The organism is Providencia sp. PROV189, from assembly GCF_028480065.1.
GTDB classification, from domain to species: domain Bacteria; phylum Pseudomonadota; class Gammaproteobacteria; order Enterobacterales; family Enterobacteriaceae; genus Providencia; species Providencia stuartii.
In genome coordinates this window covers 21713-42439 of record NZ_JAMPOG010000014.1, presented here as the reverse complement: position 1 = coordinate 42439, position 20727 = coordinate 21713, and the positions used below count along the sequence as shown (strand labels likewise).

Below are 20727 nucleotides of genomic sequence, written 5' to 3'. Positions count from 1 at the left end.
CTCCATCTGCTTCTCTCCCCGATGTGATCTAAGTAACTCATCCATCGGGATTCCAAATCCTTCTGGCAATTCTTGTGGGATTGTTTTTGTGAGCTAAATCTCCACTGAGGTTATTGTCGTAAAAGAACAGCCACACAACATATTTTGGCATTGGTGGTAACTTCTACGAGTCTCACTACTCATGGATTTGCTGGTTTTGATATAAATCACAACGCCACACTCTAGACAATTGAACGCCATTTTATAACCTTGGGTTATGAGTATGATTTACCTTAAGTACATGAAATGAATCTTATCTTTGCTGACTGATTTAGTTTAAATATCACTCACTAAGGCGGTTAAAATAATCTCGGCACGACTTAATCATATGCACAAAAAAAGGCACTCGCCCCCGAGTGCCTTTGGGTACAACCTACTGAATTAACAATTATTCAGCGGTTCTGGTACTTGTGCGGATTAGGTAGTCAAATGCGCTAAGTGCGGCTTTTGCACCTTCACCGGCTGAAATAATGATCTGTTTATAAGGTACAGTAGTACAGTCACCCGCAGCGAACACACCTTTCACATTTGTTTCGCCACGTGCATCCACCTCAATTTCGCCTATACGGTTACGTGCAACGGTATCACCTAACCAATTGGTATTTGGCAACAGGCCAATTTGTACAAATGCGCCTGCAACTTCTAATAAATGTACACTATCATCAGTACGGTCTTTATATTCAAGACCCGTCATCTTGCTACCATCGCCCTTCACTTCCAATGTTTGAGCATTAACGATAATGTCAACATTTTTCAGGCTACGTGCTTTATCTTGTAGTACTGAATCCGCCTTCAATTCAGGCGCGAATTCCAATACTGTTACATGTTCAACAATACCCGCTAAGTCAATAGCTGCTTCAATACCTGAGTTACCTCCACCAATCACAGCAACGCGTTTGCCTTTAAACAACGGACCATCACAGTGTGGGCAGAATGTAACGCCTTTCGTGCGATACTCTTGCTCCCCAGGTACTCCCATGTTACGCCAACGGGCACCTGTCGCAATAATGATACTCCGTGACTTCATTACTCCGCCGGAAGCTGTTTCGATTTGGTGGTAACCGCCTTCTTCTGTTGCTGGAATTAACTTAGTCACTGACTGACCATCAATTACATCAACATTGTAGTCATCAACGTGGTTCTTCAGTGCTCCCGCAAATATCGCCCCTTCTGTTTTGAGTACAGAAATGTAGTTTTCGATATCAACGGTATCCATAACTTGGCCACCAAAACGCTCACCGATCACACCAGTGCGAATACCTTTACGTGCAGTATAAACCGCTGCGGATGCTCCAGCAGGTCCACTACCGATGATGAGTACTTCAAATGGTTCACGTTCCGTTAATGCTTTAGCGGCACGCGCGTCAGCATTCGTGTCAACCTTATTAATGATCTCACTTAATGTCATGCGCCCTTGGCCGAACTCTTTTCCATTTAGGAAAACAGCGGGAACGCCCATCACATTACGTTCTTCAATTTCATTTTGAAACAGCGCACCATCAATCGCTGTATGTGTGACATTTGGATTTAATACTGCCATTAAATTCAGTGCTTGCACAACATCTGGGCAGTTATGGCACGATAATGAATAATAGGTTTCAAAATGGAATTCCCCTTCAAGGGCCTTCACTTGATCTAATAACTCTTGTGCTTCTTTAGATGGGTGACCACCAATTTGCAACAATGCAAGCACAAGCGATGTAAATTCATGGCCTAGTGGTGAACCTGCAAAACGCAATCCACTATCAACACCAGGGTTAGTAATTAAAAATGATGGTACTCTTTGAGTATTATCTTGTACTTCACGAACAGTAATCTTGTCTGAAAGCGCAGCAATTTGGTTTAGAAGCTGTTTTATTTCATTTGATTTATTACTGCTATCTAAATTAGCGACTAACTCAACAGGTTTAGTCAATTTTTCTAAATACGCTTTCAATTGCGCTTGCATATTGTTATCGAGCATATGATCCCCTTGGTCATAAAATCGGGTGCATAGCACCCGATAACATCAGTATGTTTTTACTTTCTACTTTCGAAATAAAGTTTTCGATTAGATTTTGCCAACCAAATCTAAAGATGGAGACAGAGTTGCTTCACCTTCTTTCCATTTAGCAGGGCATACTTCGCCTGGGTGGCTAGCAACATACTGTGCAGCTTTAACTTTACGTAGCAGATCAGAAGCATCACGGCCAATGCCTTCTGCTGTGATTTCGATAGCTTGGATGATACCTTGTGGGTCAACAACGAAAGTACCACGGTCAGCCAAACCTTCTGCTTCACGCATATTTTCGAAATTACGAGTCAGTTCACCTGTTGGGTCACCGATCATGGTGTATTTGATTTTACCGATAGTTTCTGAACTTTCGTGCCATGCTTTGTGAGTAAAGTGGGTATCAGTTGAAACTGAATAGATTTCAACGCCCATTTTTTGGAATTCTTCGTAATGGTCAGCGACGTCACCAAGTTCAGTTGGGCAAACGAAAGTAAAGTCTGCTGGATAGAAGAAGAATACACTCCATTTTCCAGCCACATCTTTTTCGGTGACTTCGATAAACTTACCGTCTTTAAAAGCTTGATTTTTAAATGGTTTGATTTGAGTATTAATTAAAGACATTTTACGTTCTCCTGTTTGGTTGATTATTAAGTTACTGGTTTACAGCCTTTTTTTCCAATCAGTTAATACTATCGATTTGATAGGCACAGCCTTGCAATGATTTTTGAATTGATAGGCACTATATTACAACGCTTACTGAACAATTCAGCAAGCGTTTTTTGACATAATTGCAACAGCAAGGTGTTATGCCATGGTTGCAATGGTTTTACGAAACCGCATTAATGCGAATGAAAAGAAGACGATACCGATAATTAATAAGACAATAAACTGAGGCCAAACGATCTGGAACCCTGCTCCTCGATATAAAATCGCTTGTGCAAGGCTCACAAAATGTGTTGTCGGCATCGTCAGCATAATGTCTTGAACTAACTGAGGCATACTTTCACGTGCGGTCATACCTCCTGAAAGCATATTTAACGGTAATAGAACAAGGATCATCAATAGCCCAAACTGAGGCATTGAACGAGCTAGCGTACCCATAAAGATACCAATTGATGTGGTCGCAAATAAGCTTAATGCCACGCCACACATAAATAGCAGTATAGACCCCTCGATCGGCACTTGTAGCAAGGTTTTAACCACCAGCAGAAGTGATACTGCCGAGGCAACCAAAACCACTAATCCCATTGACCAAATCTTAGATAGCATGATTTCAAATGGAGTTAGTGGCATCACCATTAAATGCTCAACCGTACCGTGTTCTCGTTCGCGAATTAGCGCAGCGCCCGTTAACACTATCGAAAGCATAGTAATGTTATTAATGATTGCCATTACCGACCCAAACCATGATTGCGTTAAGTTGGGGTTAAAACGCATACGAACTTCAAGATCTACAGGTAAACTCGCATCACTACGGTACTTAGCAAGAAACTCATTCACTTCACCTAAAGTGATATTTTGAATGTAGCTATTACCTAAAAACGCTTGGCTCATACGTGTTGCATCAATATTCACTTGGATTTCTGGATGGCGACCGGCCAGTACATCCTTCTGAAAATTAGGTGGAATATCTAAAGCAAAAGTATAAGTACCTCGGTCAAGAAGGCCATCAATCTGTTCGGGAGTTACATCCGCCGGCGTCTTAAAATAAGGTGCATAAAAACTATTGATAATACGGTTCGATAACTGTGATTTATCCTGATCAGCAACCGCAATCGGTGCGTGATGCAAAGAGCCTGGCGTCACTGTTGCCGATGAATAAATCGACACCGTAAAAGCAAAAACAATAAGCGCCATCATCGCCTTATCACGCCCTAAACTACGCAGCTCTTTGACACCTAAATGAAATATGTTTTGTAACTTACGTATCATCAGTTAGGACTCCTGTTTTTTCAGGAAAATAACACTGAGGCCTATCACGATAGGGATAGTAATCAATAGCGGAATAAATGACGCTTGCAAATCAAACAAGTTCAGTCCTTTAGAGAAAGTACCGCGTGTTATTGTCAAAAAGTGCGATGTTGGATAAACCATACCAACCCAACGACCAATCCCTTCAAGTGAAGAGACAGGGTCAATCATGCCTGAAAATTGAGTAGCCGGGATCAGTGTAATAATTGCGGTACCAAAAATAGCGGCGATTTGACTCTTCATAAAGCAAGAGATCAGCAAGCCCATTCCTGTTGCGATAGTAATATAGAGAAAAGCTGCAAGTGTTAAGGTCAGAAAACTCCCTTTAAAGCTAACGCCAAAAACAAATACACTCAACGCGCAGAGCATCACAAAGTTAAACATGCCTAATAAAATATAAGGAAGCTGTTTACCTAATAAAAACTCCAATTTGGTGATCGGGGTTACATAAAGGTTAATCATTGATCCTAGCTCTTTTTCGCGAACCACACTGAGGGCACTTAACATCGCTGGGATCATCATCAGCAACAGAGGAATCACTGCGGGAACAATCGCAGGTAAACTTTTTACATCGGGGTTATAGCGATAACGGGTCTGAATGTCGATGACAGGCATTCCCGCCACACCAACAGGTTGCTTAGCAGCCATGGTGCTTAACCAAGCGAGATGCATCGCTTGTACATAACCACGAACAGTTTCAGCACGATTAGGCATTGCACCATCAACCCATACGCCAATTTTCACCGCATGCCCTTTTGCTACATCACGCGCAAAATTAGGGGGAATTTCAATGGCGACAGATACTTTACCGCTACGCAGCGCGGTTTCCAGTTCATCATAATCCTTAATGGGAGGCTGCTCGATAAAATAGCGAGAGCCTGCCAAATTTAGGGTATAACCTTGGCTTAAACCTGTCTGGTCACGGTCAAGTACTGCAAAACGTAAATTTTCCACATCCATACTGATCCCATAGCCCATGATAAACATGAGGATCACCGTACCCAGTAGTGCGAGTGTCGAACGTACTGGGTCGCGCCGTAACTCCATCCCTTCCCGAATGCTATAACTAAATAATCGACGGAAACTGAAACGGCTTTTCAGCGCTTCATCCGTCTGTTTTTTAAGCTCAGGGTCAACATGAAATTCAGGGGCTGTATCCTTGGTCGCTCCGGCTTCTCCCACAGCATCTTGTAGATAGGCGATAAAAGTGGCTTCCAGCGTGTCTAATCCGCGCTTTTTGATCAGATTATCAGGAGTATCACAATCAAGTACCTTCCCTGCATGCATCAAGGAAATACGGTCACAGCGCTCCGCTTCATTCATAAAGTGGGTAGAAATAAAAATAGTGACACCGTCACGCCTTGAAAGGTCAACCATTAAATTCCAGAACATGTCTCGCGCCACAGGGTCTACCCCTGATGTAGGCTCATCAAGGATCAACATTTCGGGGCGATGAATAACGGCAACGGCTAGCGATAAGCGTTGACGAATACCTAACGGTAAATCATCGGGCATCGTATCTCGCACATCATCTAAATCAAAACGCTGGCACATCTCATCAATACGCTGCTTAATTTGATCTTCCGCGATATGAAATAGCTTAGCGTGCAAAACTAAGTTTTGTTCGACACTCAATTCGCTATAGAGGGAAAATGCTTGTGACATATAACCAACGCGTTTGCGCGTTTCAATATCTTTTGGGTCAATTTCTTGCCCAAATAACCATGCTTGCCCTTCGCTCGCTTGCAATAGCCCAGTCAACATCTTCATCGTTGTGGACTTACCGCATCCGTTAGATCCCAAAAAGCCAAATATTTCACCTTTCGGTATTTTAAAATTAACATGGTCGACCGCCACAAATTGACCAAAACGCATGGTTAGATCTTGCGCTTCAATCGCTATCACATCATCGTCTGAGGTATCACGAGGCGGGATAACCACTTTTTTATGACCGCTACGCTTCTCTTCTGGCAGTAACGCAATAAATGCAGCTTCAAGATCATCGCACTGTGTTTGTGCTTTCAGTTCAGAGGCATGTCCTGTTGCCATGACCTTGCCATCATCCATCGCAACCAGCCAATCAAAACGCTCCGCTTCTTCCATATAAGCAGTGGCCACCAACACACTCATATTGGTTTGTCGTTCGCGAATACGTTCGATCAAATCCCAAAATTGTGCCCGTGACAATGGGTCAACCCCTGTGGTTGGTTCATCAAGGATCAGTAAATCAGGGTCATGAATTAGCGCACAACAAAGCCCCAGTTTCTGTTTCATCCCCCCTGAAAGCTTCCCTGCGGGCCTATCTTTGAATGGAGCCAACCCCGTGCTTTCGAGTAAATCGTCGATACGATACTGGCGCTCTTCTTTAGATTGCCCAAATAGACGCCCAAAGAAATCGACGTTTTCATAGACTGAAAGCGTGTGGTATAAGTTTTTCCCTAACCCTTGGGGCATATAAGCAATTTTAGGGCAGACTTCTCGGCGATGTTCTTTATCTGCCATATCACCACCAAGAACGATAACTTTCCCTTGCTGGATCTCTCTTGCACCAGCAATCAATGAAATTAGGCTTGATTTCCCCACACCATCAGGGCCAATTAAACCAACCATTTTCCTTGCTGGAATTGATAAAGTAATGTCATCCAACGCACAATTATCACCGTAATGTTGGCTGACATGGCTTAAATCTACTATCACATCATCCATCAAATTATGGGTCATTGTGGTAATCTCACCTCAAGGTCAGTTGGCCATTGGGCATTAGGATCTAAACGAACATAAGCTTTGCCAGGTAAACCAGTTTTGACATATTCGAGGTTCTTTTCCAGTAGCTCTGGTGAAATTCGTGCGCGAACACGGAACATTAATTTCAAACGTTCATTTTGCGTTTCAACGGTTTTTGGTGTGAATTGTGCAACACTGGCAACGAAAGTCGCTTTCGCAGGTATCACAATATTAGGGGCAGCATCTAAGACAATATGCACATCACTGCCTAATGCCACTTTTCCAGCATCTTCTGTAGGTAAAAAGAAGGTCATATAAACATCGCTGAGGTCAACCATATTTAATACTCGACCACCGGCCCCTAATACTTCACCAGGTTCAGCAACACGGTATTGAATACGACCGTTACGCGGCGCTTTAAGCACACTATCATCTAAATCAGCAATAATACGTCTTTCAGTTGCAGTCGCTGCATCAACGCGCGTTTTTGCTTGAACAACGCCCGCTTTTGCAGAATCAATTGCCGCAAGAGAGGCTGCAACCTGAGCTTTAGCCGCTTGCAGCGCGGCTTTTGCGCCTTGTACCTGTGCGGTGTCATCATCAACCTGTTGTTGAGAAACCGCTTTAGTTCTTACTAATGCACGAGAACGGTTAAGTCGTTTCTGTGCCGCATCAAGTTCTGCTTCACGTTGACGAACAACCGCTTGTGCGGCTAACTTTTCACTTTCACGTTGCACTAAACCTGATTCTGCTGTTGATACATTACTAATTGCTTGACGTAATTGAGCTTGTACTTCGTGAAGCTGTTCTTGCAGTGCTCTGGTATCCATTTTGGCAAGAACCTGACCTTCCTTGACAAAATCACCTTCTCTCACCGTAATAGTATCGATCCGCCCTGCCGTTTTGGTTGCAATATCAATTTCGGTTGCTTCTATACGACCATTACTTTGAGCGAAACCTGCGGGTAAACTGCTAGAATTCATACTCCAATAATAAAAACCACCTGCTGCAATAATTAAAATAATAGCGACATAAAAAATGATCTTTCGTTTATTTATTTTCATACCATCCCTTCTCTTTTCTTTATGTGAAAGAAAATAGCTAATTTTTAATTCAATTGTTTAGTATTGCCCATCTTATTTAGTCACACTAAAAAATAATAAAACCAAGAAAATAAAAACTGACTAACGCACATTTTCAACTTAACATCTCAATACAATATTCCTTTTTAGATTAAGTTACTTGCCTGTTCTCTATCCCTTTAATTTAATTCTATTTTATCCCTTTTAACCTTAAGTAAAATAGCACATATATCACAAAATACCATATTCAAAAGTTAAAAAGAGTTTATTGGCACTTATTGCTTAAGATTTATTAAAAAACAAAAAAATAATGCTAACAAAAAAGTTTGTTAGCATTATTTTGTTATAAAATTAACTTATTAGGTATTTAACTTATAAATTCAGCAATTGTTTGTTCATCCATACGGTAACGAACCCATTCATCTTGGGGTTTAGCACCAATACTTTTATAAAAATCAATTGCAGGTTGATTCCAGTCTAAAACACTCCATTCCAAACGCTGGCATTTCCTTTCACTGGCAATCATTGCAATATGCTTTAATAATTTTTTACCCGCACCCGCTCCTCGATAATCAGGGGAAACATATAAATCTTCCAAGTAGATCCCATTATTACCTAACCAAGTCGAGTAACTAGAAAAAAAGACCGCATAACCAGCAGGTTTACCGTCCACATAGCAAATTAAAGCCTCTGTATTTGAATTTTCACCAAATAATGAGTTTTCTATATCGGTGACAGATGCTTTAACTTCATGACGTGCTTTTTCATATTCCGCTAATTCGATGATCATATCTAAAATCAAAGCGGCATCTTTAATTGTGGCTGGTTTTATTTCTACATTCATTTTGGCGTTTCCTATATGTTTACATCTTGATTTTACTCCAAAATTATTACTCACCACAGCCACTAGCAGTTTTATTCATGACACTTTTAATGCCATTAGAATCATTTATAACAATACCTAAACACAATACATCATTGTGATTGATAGAAAGTTGCTAGGTTTGTTATGATAGCGATATTGTTCAACACTAGAAAAAAGGAGGCTTATTATGATGTTGTGTGATCTTATTGACTATTCACACTTCTTTGGTAATCGCCAAAGCTCAGGCTTTCACAGTTATATACTGCGATAACCCTGCCTGAGCGAAGCTCCCAAAAGATACCTTCCTCAGCTTACTGGGTTGTCGTCCTGACTATACCCTGGCATTGTCATGCCTAAAAATTGAGTAAGCTATGAGCACTTTATTATCTGTAAAATCATTAAATTATGATACTTCTACAACCTCTTTATTGAGTGATATTACCTTCACGCTACAAAGTGGCGATCGTATTGGTCTGATTGGGCATAACGGAAGTGGCAAAAGTACATTATTGAAGCTTTTGACCGGTCAGTTATCACCTAACAGTGGCAGTATTACTTATGCAAATCAGTGTGTAACCGCTTATATTGAACAGCACCTACCCGAAGAGGTAGCGCATTTGAGTTTAATTGATACAGTTATGCAGCAACTCCCTGCTCAAGAGCGTCTTTCTGAGCGTTGGCGAGCGGAAGTTTTACTGACTGATTTAGGGTTCACTGAGAAACAATGGGCACAAAAAGCCAATCAAATTAGTGGCGGGCAGCATACCCGATTACTTTTAGGTAGAGCATTAATTCAACAACCCGATCTGATGCTATTGGATGAGCCAAGTAACCATCTTGACCTTCCCACATTGATTTGGTTAGGTAACTTTTTGCAAAACTGGAAAGGCAGCTTCGTTTTAGTTTCTCACGATCAAAATCTGCTTGATAAAGTGACTAACTGCACATGGATATTGCGAGATAAAACGCTACATTTCTTCCGGCTCCCATGCTCATCTGCACGTCATGCACTGAGCCAAAAAGATGTCGCTGATGAAAAACGCCATCAAGCGGAGCAAAAGGAGATTGATCGCATTGCGGTAAGTGCCAAACGTTTAGCTATATGGGGTCAAGTTTATGATAACGAAGACCTTTCTCGTAAAGCAAAACAGATGGAAAAACATATCGATAGACTCAAGGAGGCGCAAACTGAGCTGACTGAAGGCTATCAATGGAAATTAGCGCTAAATGGCAAATCGATCCCCGCAGATAGAGTCCTTGAATTAGATCATGCCAACATTAAGACTCCCGATGAGAAATTGCTTTTCACAACAGGTTTTCATCAAGTCAAAAGTGGTGATCGTATTGCCATTATTGGTGCCAATGGCTGCGGTAAATCCACTTTATTACGTTTATTGTGGCAACGTTTTAAAGCAGATGAACGATACAGTGAGCAATTAAAGTTTCATCCATCGATTAATGCGGGTTATTACGACCAGCAACTTGAGCAACTCAATGATAATGACAGTTTATCTGATGCTTTACGGCCTTTTGCTAATTTAGTCGATGAACAACGCAAAATGGCATTGATTGGTGCAGGTTTTCCTTATACACGCCACCAACAAAAAGTGGCAACACTCAGTGGCGGCGAACGAGCACGGTTGTTATTTATTGGCTTGAGCTTGGCGCAATATGAGCTAGTGATGCTAGATGAACCCACCAACCACCTTGATCTTGAAGGCAAAGAAGCACTGAGTGAGCAAATATCACAATTTGCAGGCGCTTTGCTGGTGGTTAGCCATGATAAATGGTTAATTGAAACGAGTTGCCAGCGTTTTTGGTATATCAATAATAATCGATTAGAGGAGTATCTTGACGTCGAGGAGGTTTACCAACAAATCGAGCAACAATCGCACCTTCAAAATAACAGCGTAATTAACGAAAAAGTAGCTTCACCCCATATAGACGAAGCCGCTTCTCAATCGACTGTTTATGAAGATGAATTGTTGGAAAAGTTATTGTTACTTGAAGATAAATTACACGCAGATAGGCAACGTAAATTGGCTCATCAAAAACCACTGCTTCAACAACAGTGGATCGATGAAATAGAAAAAATACAGGCGCTACTCAACCTGTAATTAAATCAATCCCCTAATAGCCAAGGTTATTAGGGGATTACATGATAATTATGTAATCCATAAACAGCGTTTTACTATGACCGTTCATTAAGAACAGAAAAATGTTTTGGTAAAATAGGTCTATTTTTTTATTTTCATGGCCTTTTTCCACTAAAATAGCGAATTAAAGTGCAAAAAGTTTTACCATGAATAATAAATCAGCAAAATAACCTATTTTATTATTTAGTACGCTGGCGTTTAGCTCGTTTAAAATAAGATGTCGGTACTTTTGGGCAAACAACCTCTTTAAATTTTTTATCTAATGCAGCCTCTGGTTTTACCTCGGCCGATTCCGTACTTTCGTTAGATGGTATATTAGGTGATGTCTTTACGTTATCTTTCATATATGAAGACTCTTTTGCCTGAATAATATCATTGGTTTTAGCCATGTTCGTGCCCTTCTACTGTCAATACCGAGTTGACTTGTTCAATACGTTCAACAGCACTGTTGATAATTTCAACAACTCGCATTGATTGTTCCTTAGTCAATTCCTGCAAAACAATGTTGTGTCGCAGCAATGATTTAAATCTATCAACAGCAAGCTCTATTTCTTTGGCAAATTGGTTGCCAGCCGTAAGCTCTTGTGCATAACTGAGTTTTAGCTGAACTTCCGCTAAAATATCAGCTTTCAATAATAGAAAACATTTTCCTTCAGGTGTCAGCGAATAACACTTACGCCCTTTTCCTTGCTCCTTATACGCGGTGATCAGCCCCAACTCTTCTAATAATGTTAATGTTGGATAAATCACACCAGGGCTTGGGCAGTAAAAACCCGCCGTTTCCTGCCCTATCTTTTTTATCAATTCATAACCATAGTTTGCCCCATCAGCCAAGAGATGCAGAATGTAGACACGCAACTGTTTTGGGTTAAACATACGGCTTAAGCTTTTACCATCACAAAGGCACGGTTCCGCTTGTTGTTCATTATTCATTAATACTCTCAGAACCCCTTTAGGTCTTAAAAACCGATATATCTAATATAATAGTGGATTTTTTGAAGATTACCAGTTTAGATATATCTGTTTTTTTGCATAAAATGCTAATGATAATTATTCTTATTGAGATGCTAATAAAATGCCATCGATAAAAAAGCATTAGCAATGATCGACGTGAAATAAAAAAAGCCAATCCGTTGAGTCCGTGATTGGCTTTATTGATTTGAATGAAAAGGTCAATTACCCTACGTTTGGCAGTATTTTGAAGGCAATTGCCAATTGAACACCGATCACCACAATACCACACAAGAACACGATAAATAGTGCAGGTGTGCCACCGGTAACTTGATATTTACGCTCATTACACAATCTTGATTTAAATGCCATCGCGCTAGGTAACAATAGTGCAAGAATAGATAATGCAATCGCCGCAAAACCTAATGCCATGACAAATCCTTTCGGGTAAAACAGCGCAAAGACTAATGGTGGCAAGAAAGTTAATAATCCTGTTTGCAGGCGGCCCTCCATATTATCTTGGCGCTTAAATAAATCCGCTAAGAAATCAAATAGCCCTAAAGCAACACCGAGAAACGAGGTGGCGAGCGCTAAACTCATAAACATCTGAGCAATAAACTGGGTTCTTTCCGACATCACAACATTGCGGATAGCATCCAGTAAGCCATTTAATCCTGAATTTTCTGCAAGAATGCCGATAAAGGTTGTAGGGTTAATGCTACCTAACGTAGCAATCTGCCATAAAATATAGGCAACTAATGGGATAGCACTACCGATAATAAATATTATCCGTAATTTTTTCACATCACCGCCCATATATTTCACAACACTTGGCACACTGCCATGGAAACCAAATGAGGTAAAAAACACAGGAATAGCCGAGAGGATCAAGACTTTCTCTGTTGGTGCAGACAATAAATTTTGCTGCTCAACATGTGGCATCATTAACACTAAGATAATGACTAGAAAAACAATTTTTGCTGCGAATAAAATACGGTTAATAAAATCAACGGATGATGTTCCAAAGCACACAACACCACCACCAATCACCGTAAAAATAACAATCCCCATCCAATCAGCCATCTCAATAGCAAAACTGCTTTTTAAGTTGGAGGTAATAATTTCCCCTGCACCACTAACATAAGCCGCCGTTAGTGCGTACATCAGGAACATCATACTAAAACCGGTAATAAATTTACCGCCTGAGCCTAAGTAGCGCTGAGCAACAGAGCCGATACCCGTTTCTGAGGACTCATGTTGATAGACTTCGACAAGTAATAATGCGGTGTAACACATCAATGCCCAAAGCACGAACAACATTGCTAAACTTATCGTGGAGCCGTTACCTGCTGCCGCTATCGGCATTGCAAGCATACCAGCACCAATCGTAGTGCCAGCAACAATAAAAATACTGCCAAGTGTGCGATTTTTCATATTGAGATCCTAGCCAAGAAGTTTATAGCGTTATTTTTTGTTTTGAATGATTTAATTTATTTTCTTCATCTATAAGCTGTTGCAACTTGCCTTCAAAGATATTTTTCAACTCTTGCCAAAAATCGGTGAAATGCTGCTTATCCCGTAAGCAATGTGTCATGATCGCGGCTCTTAATACATATAATGACTGAGTCTTATCCCACTCTTGATCACTAAAGCCAGCCTCACGACAGAAATTTCGTGGATTATCACCGTACTCTTCCGAGGTTAAGGATGTTGAGGAAGTTAAAAAGTCATTCGTATAAGAGCGGCCTGCGGCATATGAGCACAACTCATAAAGGCGCTTATTCAGTTGATTCTGCTTTTCTAATGATTGATTACCGACTTCCTTAAACATGAAGTTGACCATGTGGAAATCAGGCGATGGCAGCGCAATAATTTCGAATTTTCTATCTTCGATTTCAAATGCCTCACAGGTATTGATACTTTCAATGATCCAATTCGCTGTGGTTATTCCTGCTGCTATCACTTTTCCGTAACCGAGAATATTTAGCGGAACTAACCGATGGGCCGCCCAGACCGCCGCCGCCGTGGCTCCAGCTTTTGACCCTTCCATGATTGAAGAGCCTAATAATACGTTTTGTTGCTTTTCTGCTTTACGCCCTTTTTCTGCAACTTCTTCAAACACATAAGCGGCATGATAAGAAATGAGATCAACAATACGTTTATCCTTCATGCAGATTGCTCCTGCCGCATAAGGAATAAAGCCCACTTTATGAGGATCAACCGTGATAGAGTCCGCTTCTTGTAATGCCTTGAAGCTTTGATAAACCTCTGGCTTTGGCCAAACAACATCGGAGGGGAAAATACCTTCCTGATGGTAACGTTTAATCAAAACATCATAATCAAGGAATTGATTATTCTCATCACGGAACATGGCACAAGCATAGCCTGCATAAGCGGCATCGATATGAATATAAAACGAGACACCAAAACGCGCTTCGCACTCTCTGCGCAATTCAATCAGTTTTGCGACATTATCAATCGCGCCCGTTTCCGTTGTTCCTACAACAGCCACTACGGCTAAAATAGGCTCACCTTGTTCAATCAATGAAAACACAATTTGTCTCATTTGCTCAGTATCAGTGCGATAACTGGCATCGACGGGGAGCTGTACGATATTTTGTTGTCCTAACCCCAAAATATCCATCGCTTTCATCCAAGAGTAATGTTTAGATTGCGGGACTAATAGCTTACCTAATTTCCCTTGTTCTACCCCTTCACCACGACAAGTCATATCTCTGACTTCTTCAAATAATCCTTGTTTCTTTAAATCATCGATAAGATCTAAAACAGCAGAGGTCGGCATATTCAGCAACGCTTTCTCACTATCCTCTTTTAGTAATTGTCGAGCCTGAGGATGCTTAGCTATTGCCAAAGGTAACGTTTTAATATTTCGAGCAACCCACAACCCCTCATAATTAGCGACAGTGCCGCCTGAAGTAATATGCCCCCATGACTGATTAGTGTCATAACCAAACATTGCACACAGGTCTAACCCTGCTTCTAGCTCGAGTACTGTTGTGGTGGGGGAAGACTCTTGGGCACAGTTATTTGGGTTGTACATCATTGCCATAACGTACGCGAGATTCGATATCATTAAGGTATCCGCGTTCATGTGGCCCATATAACGAGGAGAAAACCATGGGATTGATGTTGTTTTTAACTTAGAAGAGAGTTGATTTAAAATACCTTCTGTTCGATATAAAGTATCCCTATATTCCGGTGCATAACGATCGACCGTTGTCACATATTCAGGGTCTTCTGGGTGGTAGCCTGAACGCCAATGCATATGTTCCGTTACCGCATATTCCATCATCTCTCTGAAAAATACTGCATTTTCAGATTTCGGTCCTAGAAATAAAGCATCTACATTCATTTTTGAGTTATTAAAATTTGTCATTATCACTACACCTTTAAATCATGCCCATGCTTTTAATGGCATATTTGATTTAAGTAACTACTATCATTGGAAAGTGATATAACGGATGCATATCTTTAAAAGACAACAATATATTAATGATCTTGTTATCTTTATTATCTTTGGGTTATTTATTGATAGGCAAGCCGTTAATGTGCCAACTTAGCTATAGGTATAATCCATAATTGTTAAAATATTAATAAACTCGTATTTATTTCAATCGGATTTGTGCGCAGGAACAAAATTTCGAAAATTAGTCTGCTGTAAAGAGATATTTACGCTAAAACCACTTGAAAATGTAAACCATTTGTTATAAACGAGCAAGCCAATGAGCCATGAAAAAATTAAATCTTCATGACTCAATAAATCTCAATAGGAAAATAATTATTTGTTAATTAACACTATTTTTCCGTAAAGATCGCCAGATTCCATATGGCGATGAGCATCAGCCACTTGGTCTAACGGATAGGTTTTGTTAATAAAAGGTTTTAATTCACCTTTTTGCAACATCCCCCAAACGTGCTGCTTTAACTCTGCGGCGATGCTGGATTTTTCGGCAACGGTACGTGAACGCATGGTTGACCCTGTGTGAATCAAACGTTTAATCATTAAAGGCATTAAATTGAGGCTCTTAGGGTTACCTTTCATCATTCCTATTTGAATGATCCGCCCGAATTTTGCGGCGACTTGATAATTTTTATCCACATAATCACCACCAACAATATCAACAACCATATCAACCCCTTGAGAACGCGTATAATCAAGAGTGTGTTGAACAAAATCATCGTTTCGGTAATTAATTATACAGTCCGCCCCTAATGATTTTGCGACTTCTACCTTTTCTGCTGAGCCGACTGTTGTGATCACCGTGGCACCAAATACTTTTGCTAACATGATAGCAACGGATCCAATACCGGATGTTCCACCATGAATGAGCACTGTTTCACCCTTTTTCAATTTACCAATCTGAAAAACATTCGCCCAAACAGTAAAAAAGTTTTCAGGTATAGCCGCTCCCTCAACAAATGATAAGTGACCTAATGGTAATGCAATATCTTGATGTACAAGACAATATTCGGCGTAACCACCTCCAGCAACTAACGCACAAATATTATCTCCAATCTGCCATTGTTGAACATCGTCTGCTTTTGCAACAATGGTTCCTGCGACTTCAAGCCCTAAAATAGGTGAAGCATCTGGAGGTGGCGGATAAGCCCCCATACGTTGAAGAACATCAGGGCGATTAACACCAGCAGCCTCAACTTTAACCAATAAATAACCCTCTGATAGTACGGGCAATGGTTGTTCAATTATTTGCAGTTTCTCTGCTCCACCGTGCTCCGCGATATTTATTACTTTCATCGTATTGGGAATATTTAATGGATTATTTACCATTTGATGCTCCTCTGAAGTTTTCATTTTTAAGTCGAATATTGCATTATTGTTTAAATATTATAACTAATGTTAATTTTTAAATTTATCAAAATATATCTTTTAAATAGATATTTAATAGATAACCCCTTTTATCTATTAAAGAATTTTTTACTTAACTTAATGGTTATTTAAGTTAAATAAGGAATATCATGATGTTATAATGAACTATGTGATTTGATTAACTACTTTGTTTTTATACGCTTTTCTATTTGAGATACTTCTGTTTTATATTTCTACTTATCAGTTGCATTATCTTATGTTAAAATTGACTCATATCAATAATTTTAACTTGTATTGAGCATTTAATATGATCCCAGAAAAAAGAGTTGTTCGTCGCATCCAGTCTGGTGGTTGTGCTATTCATTGTCAGGACTGCAGTATTAGCCAACTGTGCATTCCCTTCACACTGAATGAACATGAACTGGATCAACTTGATAATATCATTGAACGTAAAAAACCGATTCAAAAGGGTCAGGCGCTGTTTAAAGCCGGCGATGAATTACGTTCTTTGTATGCCATTCGCTCAGGAACAATCAAAAGTTACACCATCACTGAAGAAGGTGATGAGCAAATTACAGGCTTCCATCTTGCTGGTGACCTGGTTGGTTTTGATGCAATTATACATACACAGCACCCAAGTTTTGCACAAGCTCTTGAAACATCAATGGTTTGTGAAATCCCATTCGAAACTCTCGATGATTTGTCAGGTAAGATGCCTAATCTACGCCAACAAATCATGCGTTTGATGAGCGGCGAAATAAAAGGCGATCAAGAAATGATCCTTTTATTGTCTAAGAAAAATGCGGAAGAACGTTTAGCTGCATTTATTCTTAACCTGTCTCATCGCTTTGCAGAGCGCGGCTTCTCTCCAAGAGAATTCCGCTTAACGATGACTCGTGGTGATATTGGTAACTATTTAGGCCTTACCGTTGAAACGATTAGTCGACTTTTAGGACGTTTCCAAAAAAGCGGCATGTTAAGTGTTAAAGGCAAATATATCACTATTGAAGATATGGAAAAACTGACTGATATTGCAGGTAAAGTCTCCACTGTCTCTTGTTCATAATTCTCGGTGGGTCACTATTTTGTGACCCACCATTATTATTTTTCATCAAATCTTGCCTATTTTTCCTCAATACCTTAGTTTATCTTTAGTAGGGAATGTCCAGCCGTTATGAGGATTTTAATATGGCAAACTATAGAAATCTCCTAGTTGCAATTGACCCAAATCAGGATGATCAACCAGCATTACGACGTGCTGTCTACATAGTGCAACGTAATGGTGGACGGATTAAAGCATTCTTACCTATCTATGATCTCTCTTATGATATGACCACGTTGCTATCACCTGAAGAGCGTGATGCAATGCGTAAGGGTGTCATTAATCAAAAGGCTGCTTGGATTAAACAACAAGCGCATTTCTATCTGGAAGCAGGTATTGAGATAGAAATTAAAGTGATTTGGCATAATAAACCTTACGAAGCCATCATTCAGGAAGTGATTAGTGGTGAACACGACCTGCTTCTGAAAATGGCTCATCAAACAGATAACTTTGAGTCGATTATTTTTACGCCGCTGGACTGGCACCTTTTAAGAAAATGCCCTTCTCCTGTATGGATGGTTAAAGATAAAGTCTGGCCAGATCATGGTTCGGTTGTTGTGGCCGTCAATTTATCAAATGAAGAATCCTATCATGATGACCTCAATATTAAGTTGGTTGAGAAAACGAAGGATTTAGCAACACGTATTGTGAAAGATCAGGAAATTCATTTGGTCAGCGCATACCCTATTGCGCCAATGAATATTGCAATAGAACTACCTGATTTCGACCCAAGCCTTTATAACAATGCACTACGTGGGCAACATCTCATTGCCATGAAGGAATTACGCCAGAAATTTTCGATTGATGAAAAATACACTCACGTCCGTGAAGGGTTACCTGAGAAAATCATCCCTGAAATCTGTGAGGAGTTACATGCCGGCGTCGTTGTCCTAGGTATATTAGGCAGAACTGGGATTTCCGCAGCTTTTCTTGGGAATACAGCAGAACATGTTATCGACAAATTGAAATGTGACCTATTAGCGATTAAGCCTGATGGTTTCGTTTGCCCAATCACAGTTGATGATGATTAATTTTATCGCTCAACCTTAAGTAGATTTATTTTAAAGTGGCAAAAGCGCTGTAGGTAACTCAGCGCTTTTGCGATAAATGAATACACATTCAGTGCTTCAATGCGCAAAAATTAGTATTCCCACTATTTTGCCAGCAGTATTACTCATAAAATTTGTATATTGGGTAATGTAAAAACTATCTAATTGAAAATATCTCTAATTTACCTTCAGCAGAGATATTAACAGCTCCCCCCTCATCGACTCACTGTAATACGTTATTTAATTCCCAATGCTAACCCATTATCAATGTCCAATCCTGAAACAAATCCATTGGTAATCGTGAGGAAGCCTTATTTACACAGTTGAGAGCCATAATATTGGCCTCCTCGTTATGATTAAAGTGAATAAAATAGCATCATGTGGACGATAAAATGACGGCTATTTTCTATTCTCCGGTTTTAAAATTAAAATGAAACTAATGCACAACATAATGAGATAGACTAAATTTTTAATAAGATAGTTTCTTATACAACCCATTTTTACCCATAAAAAAGCCCTGTAGTTGCCTACAGAGCTTTTGAGGTTAGTATATTAAAGTGCTTTTAAAATCGCATCAACGCTGGCTTTTGCATCACCAAATAACATCTGCGTGTTTTCTTTGAAAAACAATGGATTTTGTACACCTGCATAGCCGGTATTCATTGAACGCTTAAATACAATCACATTGTTTGCTTTCCAAACCTCCAACACTGGCATGCCTGCAATTGGACTATTTGGATCCTCTTGTGCCGCAGGGTTAACAGTATCGTTCGCACCAATAACCAATACTGTATCGGTATCAGAGAAATCATCATTAATTTCATCCATTTCCAGTACTATGTCATAAGGTACTTTTGCTTCAGCTAATAAGACGTTCATGTGCCCAGGTAAGCGCCCTGCTACAGGGTGGATACCGAAACGCACATTGATGCCTCTCTCACGCAACTTAGCCGTAATATCGTGAACAGGATATTGTGCTTGAGCAACCGCTAATCCATAACCTGGAGTAATAATGACAGAGGTTGAATTTTTCAATAATTCTGCCACTTCTTCCGCCGTTGTTTCACGGTATTCGCCCATCTCCTCTTCATTACCCGTTGAGGAGCCATCTGTACCAAAGCCTCCAGCAATAACACTGATAAAGGAGCGGTTCATAGCTTTACACATAATATAAGAGAGGATAGCACCCGACGAACCGACCAGTGCTCCTGTCACGATGAGCAAGTCATTACTCAACATAAAACCTGCCGCAGCGGCTGCCCAACCTGAATATGAGTTCAGCATTGACACAACAACTGGCATATCTGCACCACCAATCGAAGCAACTAAGTGCCAGCCAAATGCCAAAGCAATAACCGTCATGATCAGCATGGCAAAGACTTGTAAACCAACACTATTTGTTTTAACAAAGATCAGCAATAACACAAATGAGACAACAAGCGCCGCTAAGTTTAGTTTGTGGCGATTAGGTAGCATCATCGGTTTCGATGAGATCTTACCGGACAATTTCCCATAAGCCACCACAGATCCTGTGAAGGTGACCGCACCAATAAATATGCCTAAGAACACTTCCGTCAGATGGATATTTTCCATCACCGCGTCTACATGACCTTCACTGGCAATAAAACTATTAAAACCAACCAAAACAGCCGCTAGACCAACAAAGCTATGTAAAATAGCGACCAATTCTGGCATTTCGGTCATTTCAACTTTTTTGGCCAGACGAATACCAATCACTGCACCAATGACCATCGCAACAATCATCCAGCCAATATTGGCACTATCTGGGCCAAAGATGGTAGCCAGTAAAGCAATCGCCATACCTGCAATACCATAAGTATTACCACGCTGAGAGCTTTCATGGCGTGATAACCCTGCTAGGCTGAATATAAATAGGATAGCAGCAACAATATAAGCTGCCGTTACAATTCCACTCGACAACATAC

At 40.3% G+C, this 20727-nt stretch carries 16 protein-coding genes; 3 read left to right on the top strand and 13 right to left on the bottom strand.

The genetic code is table 11. The features are described 5' to 3' along the window. Positions 1 to 93 precede the first annotated feature (93 nt). The 7 genes from PR833_RS10725 to PR833_RS10695 form a co-directional block, all read right to left on the bottom strand. A complete protein-coding gene (locus PR833_RS10725) occupies positions 94 to 240 on the bottom strand; it encodes an ogr/Delta-like zinc finger family protein (RefSeq protein WP_272526094.1) in 147 nt (48 codons plus the stop codon). Positions 241 to 427: 187 nt separating this feature from the next. After that, positions 428 to 2002 carry an alkyl hydroperoxide reductase subunit F gene (gene ahpF, locus PR833_RS10720; protein WP_036940177.1) on the bottom strand — a complete coding sequence of 525 codons (1575 nt, stop codon included), beginning with the start codon at positions 2000 to 2002 and terminating at the stop codon, positions 428 to 430. Positions 2003 to 2089: 87 nt separating this feature from the next. Then, a complete protein-coding gene (gene ahpC / locus PR833_RS10715) occupies positions 2090 to 2653 on the bottom strand; it encodes an alkyl hydroperoxide reductase subunit C (protein ID WP_004919611.1) in 564 nt (187 codons plus the stop codon). A gap of 183 nt (positions 2654 to 2836) precedes the next feature. Then, the gene (locus PR833_RS10710; RefSeq protein WP_169342274.1) at positions 2837 to 3961 is read right to left on the bottom strand and encodes an ABC transporter permease; all 1125 of its coding nucleotides are present in this window, start codon (positions 3959 to 3961) and stop codon (positions 2837 to 2839) included. A 6-nt stretch (positions 3962 to 3967) separates the two neighbouring features. Beyond that, positions 3968 to 6724, bottom strand: coding sequence for a ribosome-associated ATPase/putative transporter RbbA (gene rbbA, locus PR833_RS10705; RefSeq protein ID WP_014658323.1), 2757 nt, complete (start codon positions 6722 to 6724; stop codon positions 3968 to 3970). Beyond that, the gene (locus PR833_RS10700; RefSeq protein ID WP_004919603.1) at positions 6721 to 7791 is read right to left on the bottom strand and encodes an HlyD family secretion protein; all 1071 of its coding nucleotides are present in this window, start codon (positions 7789 to 7791) and stop codon (positions 6721 to 6723) included. Before PR833_RS10700 ends, rbbA begins: the two co-directional genes overlap by 4 nt. A 385-nt stretch (positions 7792 to 8176) precedes the next feature. Then, positions 8177 to 8653 (bottom strand): GNAT family N-acetyltransferase, encoded by a 477-nt coding sequence (locus tag PR833_RS10695; RefSeq protein WP_036940170.1) that lies wholly within the window; start codon positions 8651 to 8653, stop codon positions 8177 to 8179. 392 nt (positions 8654 to 9045) lie between these two features. Between PR833_RS10695 and PR833_RS10690 the strand changes: the two genes are divergently transcribed. Continuing rightward, positions 9046 to 10791 carry an ABC-F family ATP-binding cassette domain-containing protein gene (locus tag PR833_RS10690; protein WP_060560996.1) on the top strand — a complete coding sequence of 582 codons (1746 nt, stop codon included), beginning with the start codon at positions 9046 to 9048 and terminating at the stop codon, positions 10789 to 10791. A gap of 218 nt (positions 10792 to 11009) precedes the next feature. On the opposite strand, the gene PR833_RS10685 is transcribed toward PR833_RS10690, so the two are convergent. From PR833_RS10685 to PR833_RS10665, 5 genes are all read right to left on the bottom strand, one after another. Further along, entirely contained in the window at positions 11010 to 11219 is a 210-nt protein-coding gene (locus PR833_RS10685; RefSeq protein ID WP_004919597.1) for a hypothetical protein, read from the bottom strand. Further along, the gene (locus PR833_RS10680; RefSeq protein ID WP_040133115.1) at positions 11212 to 11763 is read right to left on the bottom strand and encodes a PadR family transcriptional regulator; all 552 of its coding nucleotides are present in this window, start codon (positions 11761 to 11763) and stop codon (positions 11212 to 11214) included. The genes PR833_RS10685 and PR833_RS10680 overlap by 8 nt, the downstream gene beginning before the upstream one ends. Before the next feature lie 243 nt (positions 11764 to 12006). After that, positions 12007 to 13155 (bottom strand): tyrosine transporter TyrP, encoded by a 1149-nt coding sequence (gene tyrP / locus PR833_RS10675; RefSeq protein WP_318558282.1) that lies wholly within the window; start codon positions 13153 to 13155, stop codon positions 12007 to 12009. 82 nt (positions 13156 to 13237) lie between these two features. Beyond that, the gene (locus PR833_RS10670) at positions 13238 to 15178 is read right to left on the bottom strand and encodes a pyridoxal phosphate-dependent decarboxylase family protein (protein WP_004919591.1); all 1941 of its coding nucleotides are present in this window, start codon (positions 15176 to 15178) and stop codon (positions 13238 to 13240) included. 402 nt (positions 15179 to 15580) lie between these two features. Further along, complete coding sequence (locus PR833_RS10665; protein ID WP_272526093.1) at positions 15581 to 16591, bottom strand: NAD(P)H-quinone oxidoreductase; 1011 nt, start codon at positions 16589 to 16591, stop codon at positions 15581 to 15583. Between the two features lie 346 nt (positions 16592 to 16937). On the opposite strand from PR833_RS10665, the gene PR833_RS10660 reads away from it, so the two are divergent. After that, positions 16938 to 17696: an FNR family transcription factor gene (locus PR833_RS10660; RefSeq protein ID WP_004919586.1), complete on the top strand. Its 759-nt coding sequence runs from the start codon at positions 16938 to 16940 to the stop codon at positions 17694 to 17696. 122 nt (positions 17697 to 17818) lie between these two features. Beyond that, on the top strand, positions 17819 to 18763 hold the full coding sequence (uspE, locus tag PR833_RS10655; protein ID WP_014658318.1) for a universal stress protein UspE: 945 nt from the start codon (positions 17819 to 17821) through the stop codon (positions 18761 to 18763). A 570-nt stretch (positions 18764 to 19333) separates the two neighbouring features. On the opposite strand, the gene pntB is transcribed toward uspE, so the two are convergent. Next, positions 19334 to 20722, bottom strand: coding sequence for a Re/Si-specific NAD(P)(+) transhydrogenase subunit beta (pntB, locus tag PR833_RS10650; protein WP_272526116.1), 1389 nt, complete (start codon positions 20720 to 20722; stop codon positions 19334 to 19336). Between the last annotated feature and the right edge of the window lie 5 nt (positions 20723 to 20727).

Excerpts from the sequence above, each read along its gene's own strand:
- ahpF (WP_036940177.1), bottom strand. The coding sequence starts at position 2,002 with ATGCTCGATAACAATATGCAAGCGCAATTGAAAGCGTATTTAGAAAAA.
- rbbA (WP_014658323.1), bottom strand. The coding sequence starts at position 6,724 with ATGACCCATAATTTGATGGATGATGTGATAGTAGATTTAAGCCATGTC.
- PR833_RS10670 (WP_004919591.1), bottom strand. The coding sequence starts at position 15,178 with ATGACAAATTTTAATAACTCAAAAATGAATGTAGATGCTTTATTTCTA.
- PR833_RS10685 (WP_004919597.1), bottom strand. The coding sequence starts at position 11,219 with ATGGCTAAAACCAATGATATTATTCAGGCAAAAGAGTCTTCATATATG.
- PR833_RS10660 (WP_004919586.1), top strand. The coding sequence starts at position 16,938 with ATGATCCCAGAAAAAAGAGTTGTTCGTCGCATCCAGTCTGGTGGTTGT.
- PR833_RS10725 (WP_272526094.1), bottom strand. The coding sequence starts at position 240 with ATGGCGTTCAATTGTCTAGAGTGTGGCGTTGTGATTTATATCAAAACC.
- PR833_RS10690 (WP_060560996.1), top strand. The coding sequence starts at position 9,046 with ATGAGCACTTTATTATCTGTAAAATCATTAAATTATGATACTTCTACA.
- tyrP (WP_318558282.1), bottom strand. The coding sequence starts at position 13,155 with ATGCTTGCAATGCCGATAGCGGCAGCAGGTAACGGCTCCACGATAAGT.
- PR833_RS10680 (WP_040133115.1), bottom strand. The coding sequence starts at position 11,763 with ATGAATAATGAACAACAAGCGGAACCGTGCCTTTGTGATGGTAAAAGC.
- ahpC (WP_004919611.1), bottom strand. The coding sequence starts at position 2,653 with ATGTCTTTAATTAATACTCAAATCAAACCATTTAAAAATCAAGCTTTT.
- PR833_RS10665 (WP_272526093.1), bottom strand. The coding sequence starts at position 16,591 with ATGGTAAATAATCCATTAAATATTCCCAATACGATGAAAGTAATAAAT.
- uspE (WP_014658318.1), top strand. The coding sequence starts at position 17,819 with ATGGCAAACTATAGAAATCTCCTAGTTGCAATTGACCCAAATCAGGAT.
- PR833_RS10700 (WP_004919603.1), bottom strand. The coding sequence starts at position 7,791 with ATGAAAATAAATAAACGAAAGATCATTTTTTATGTCGCTATTATTTTA.
- PR833_RS10695 (WP_036940170.1), bottom strand. The coding sequence starts at position 8,653 with ATGAATGTAGAAATAAAACCAGCCACAATTAAAGATGCCGCTTTGATT.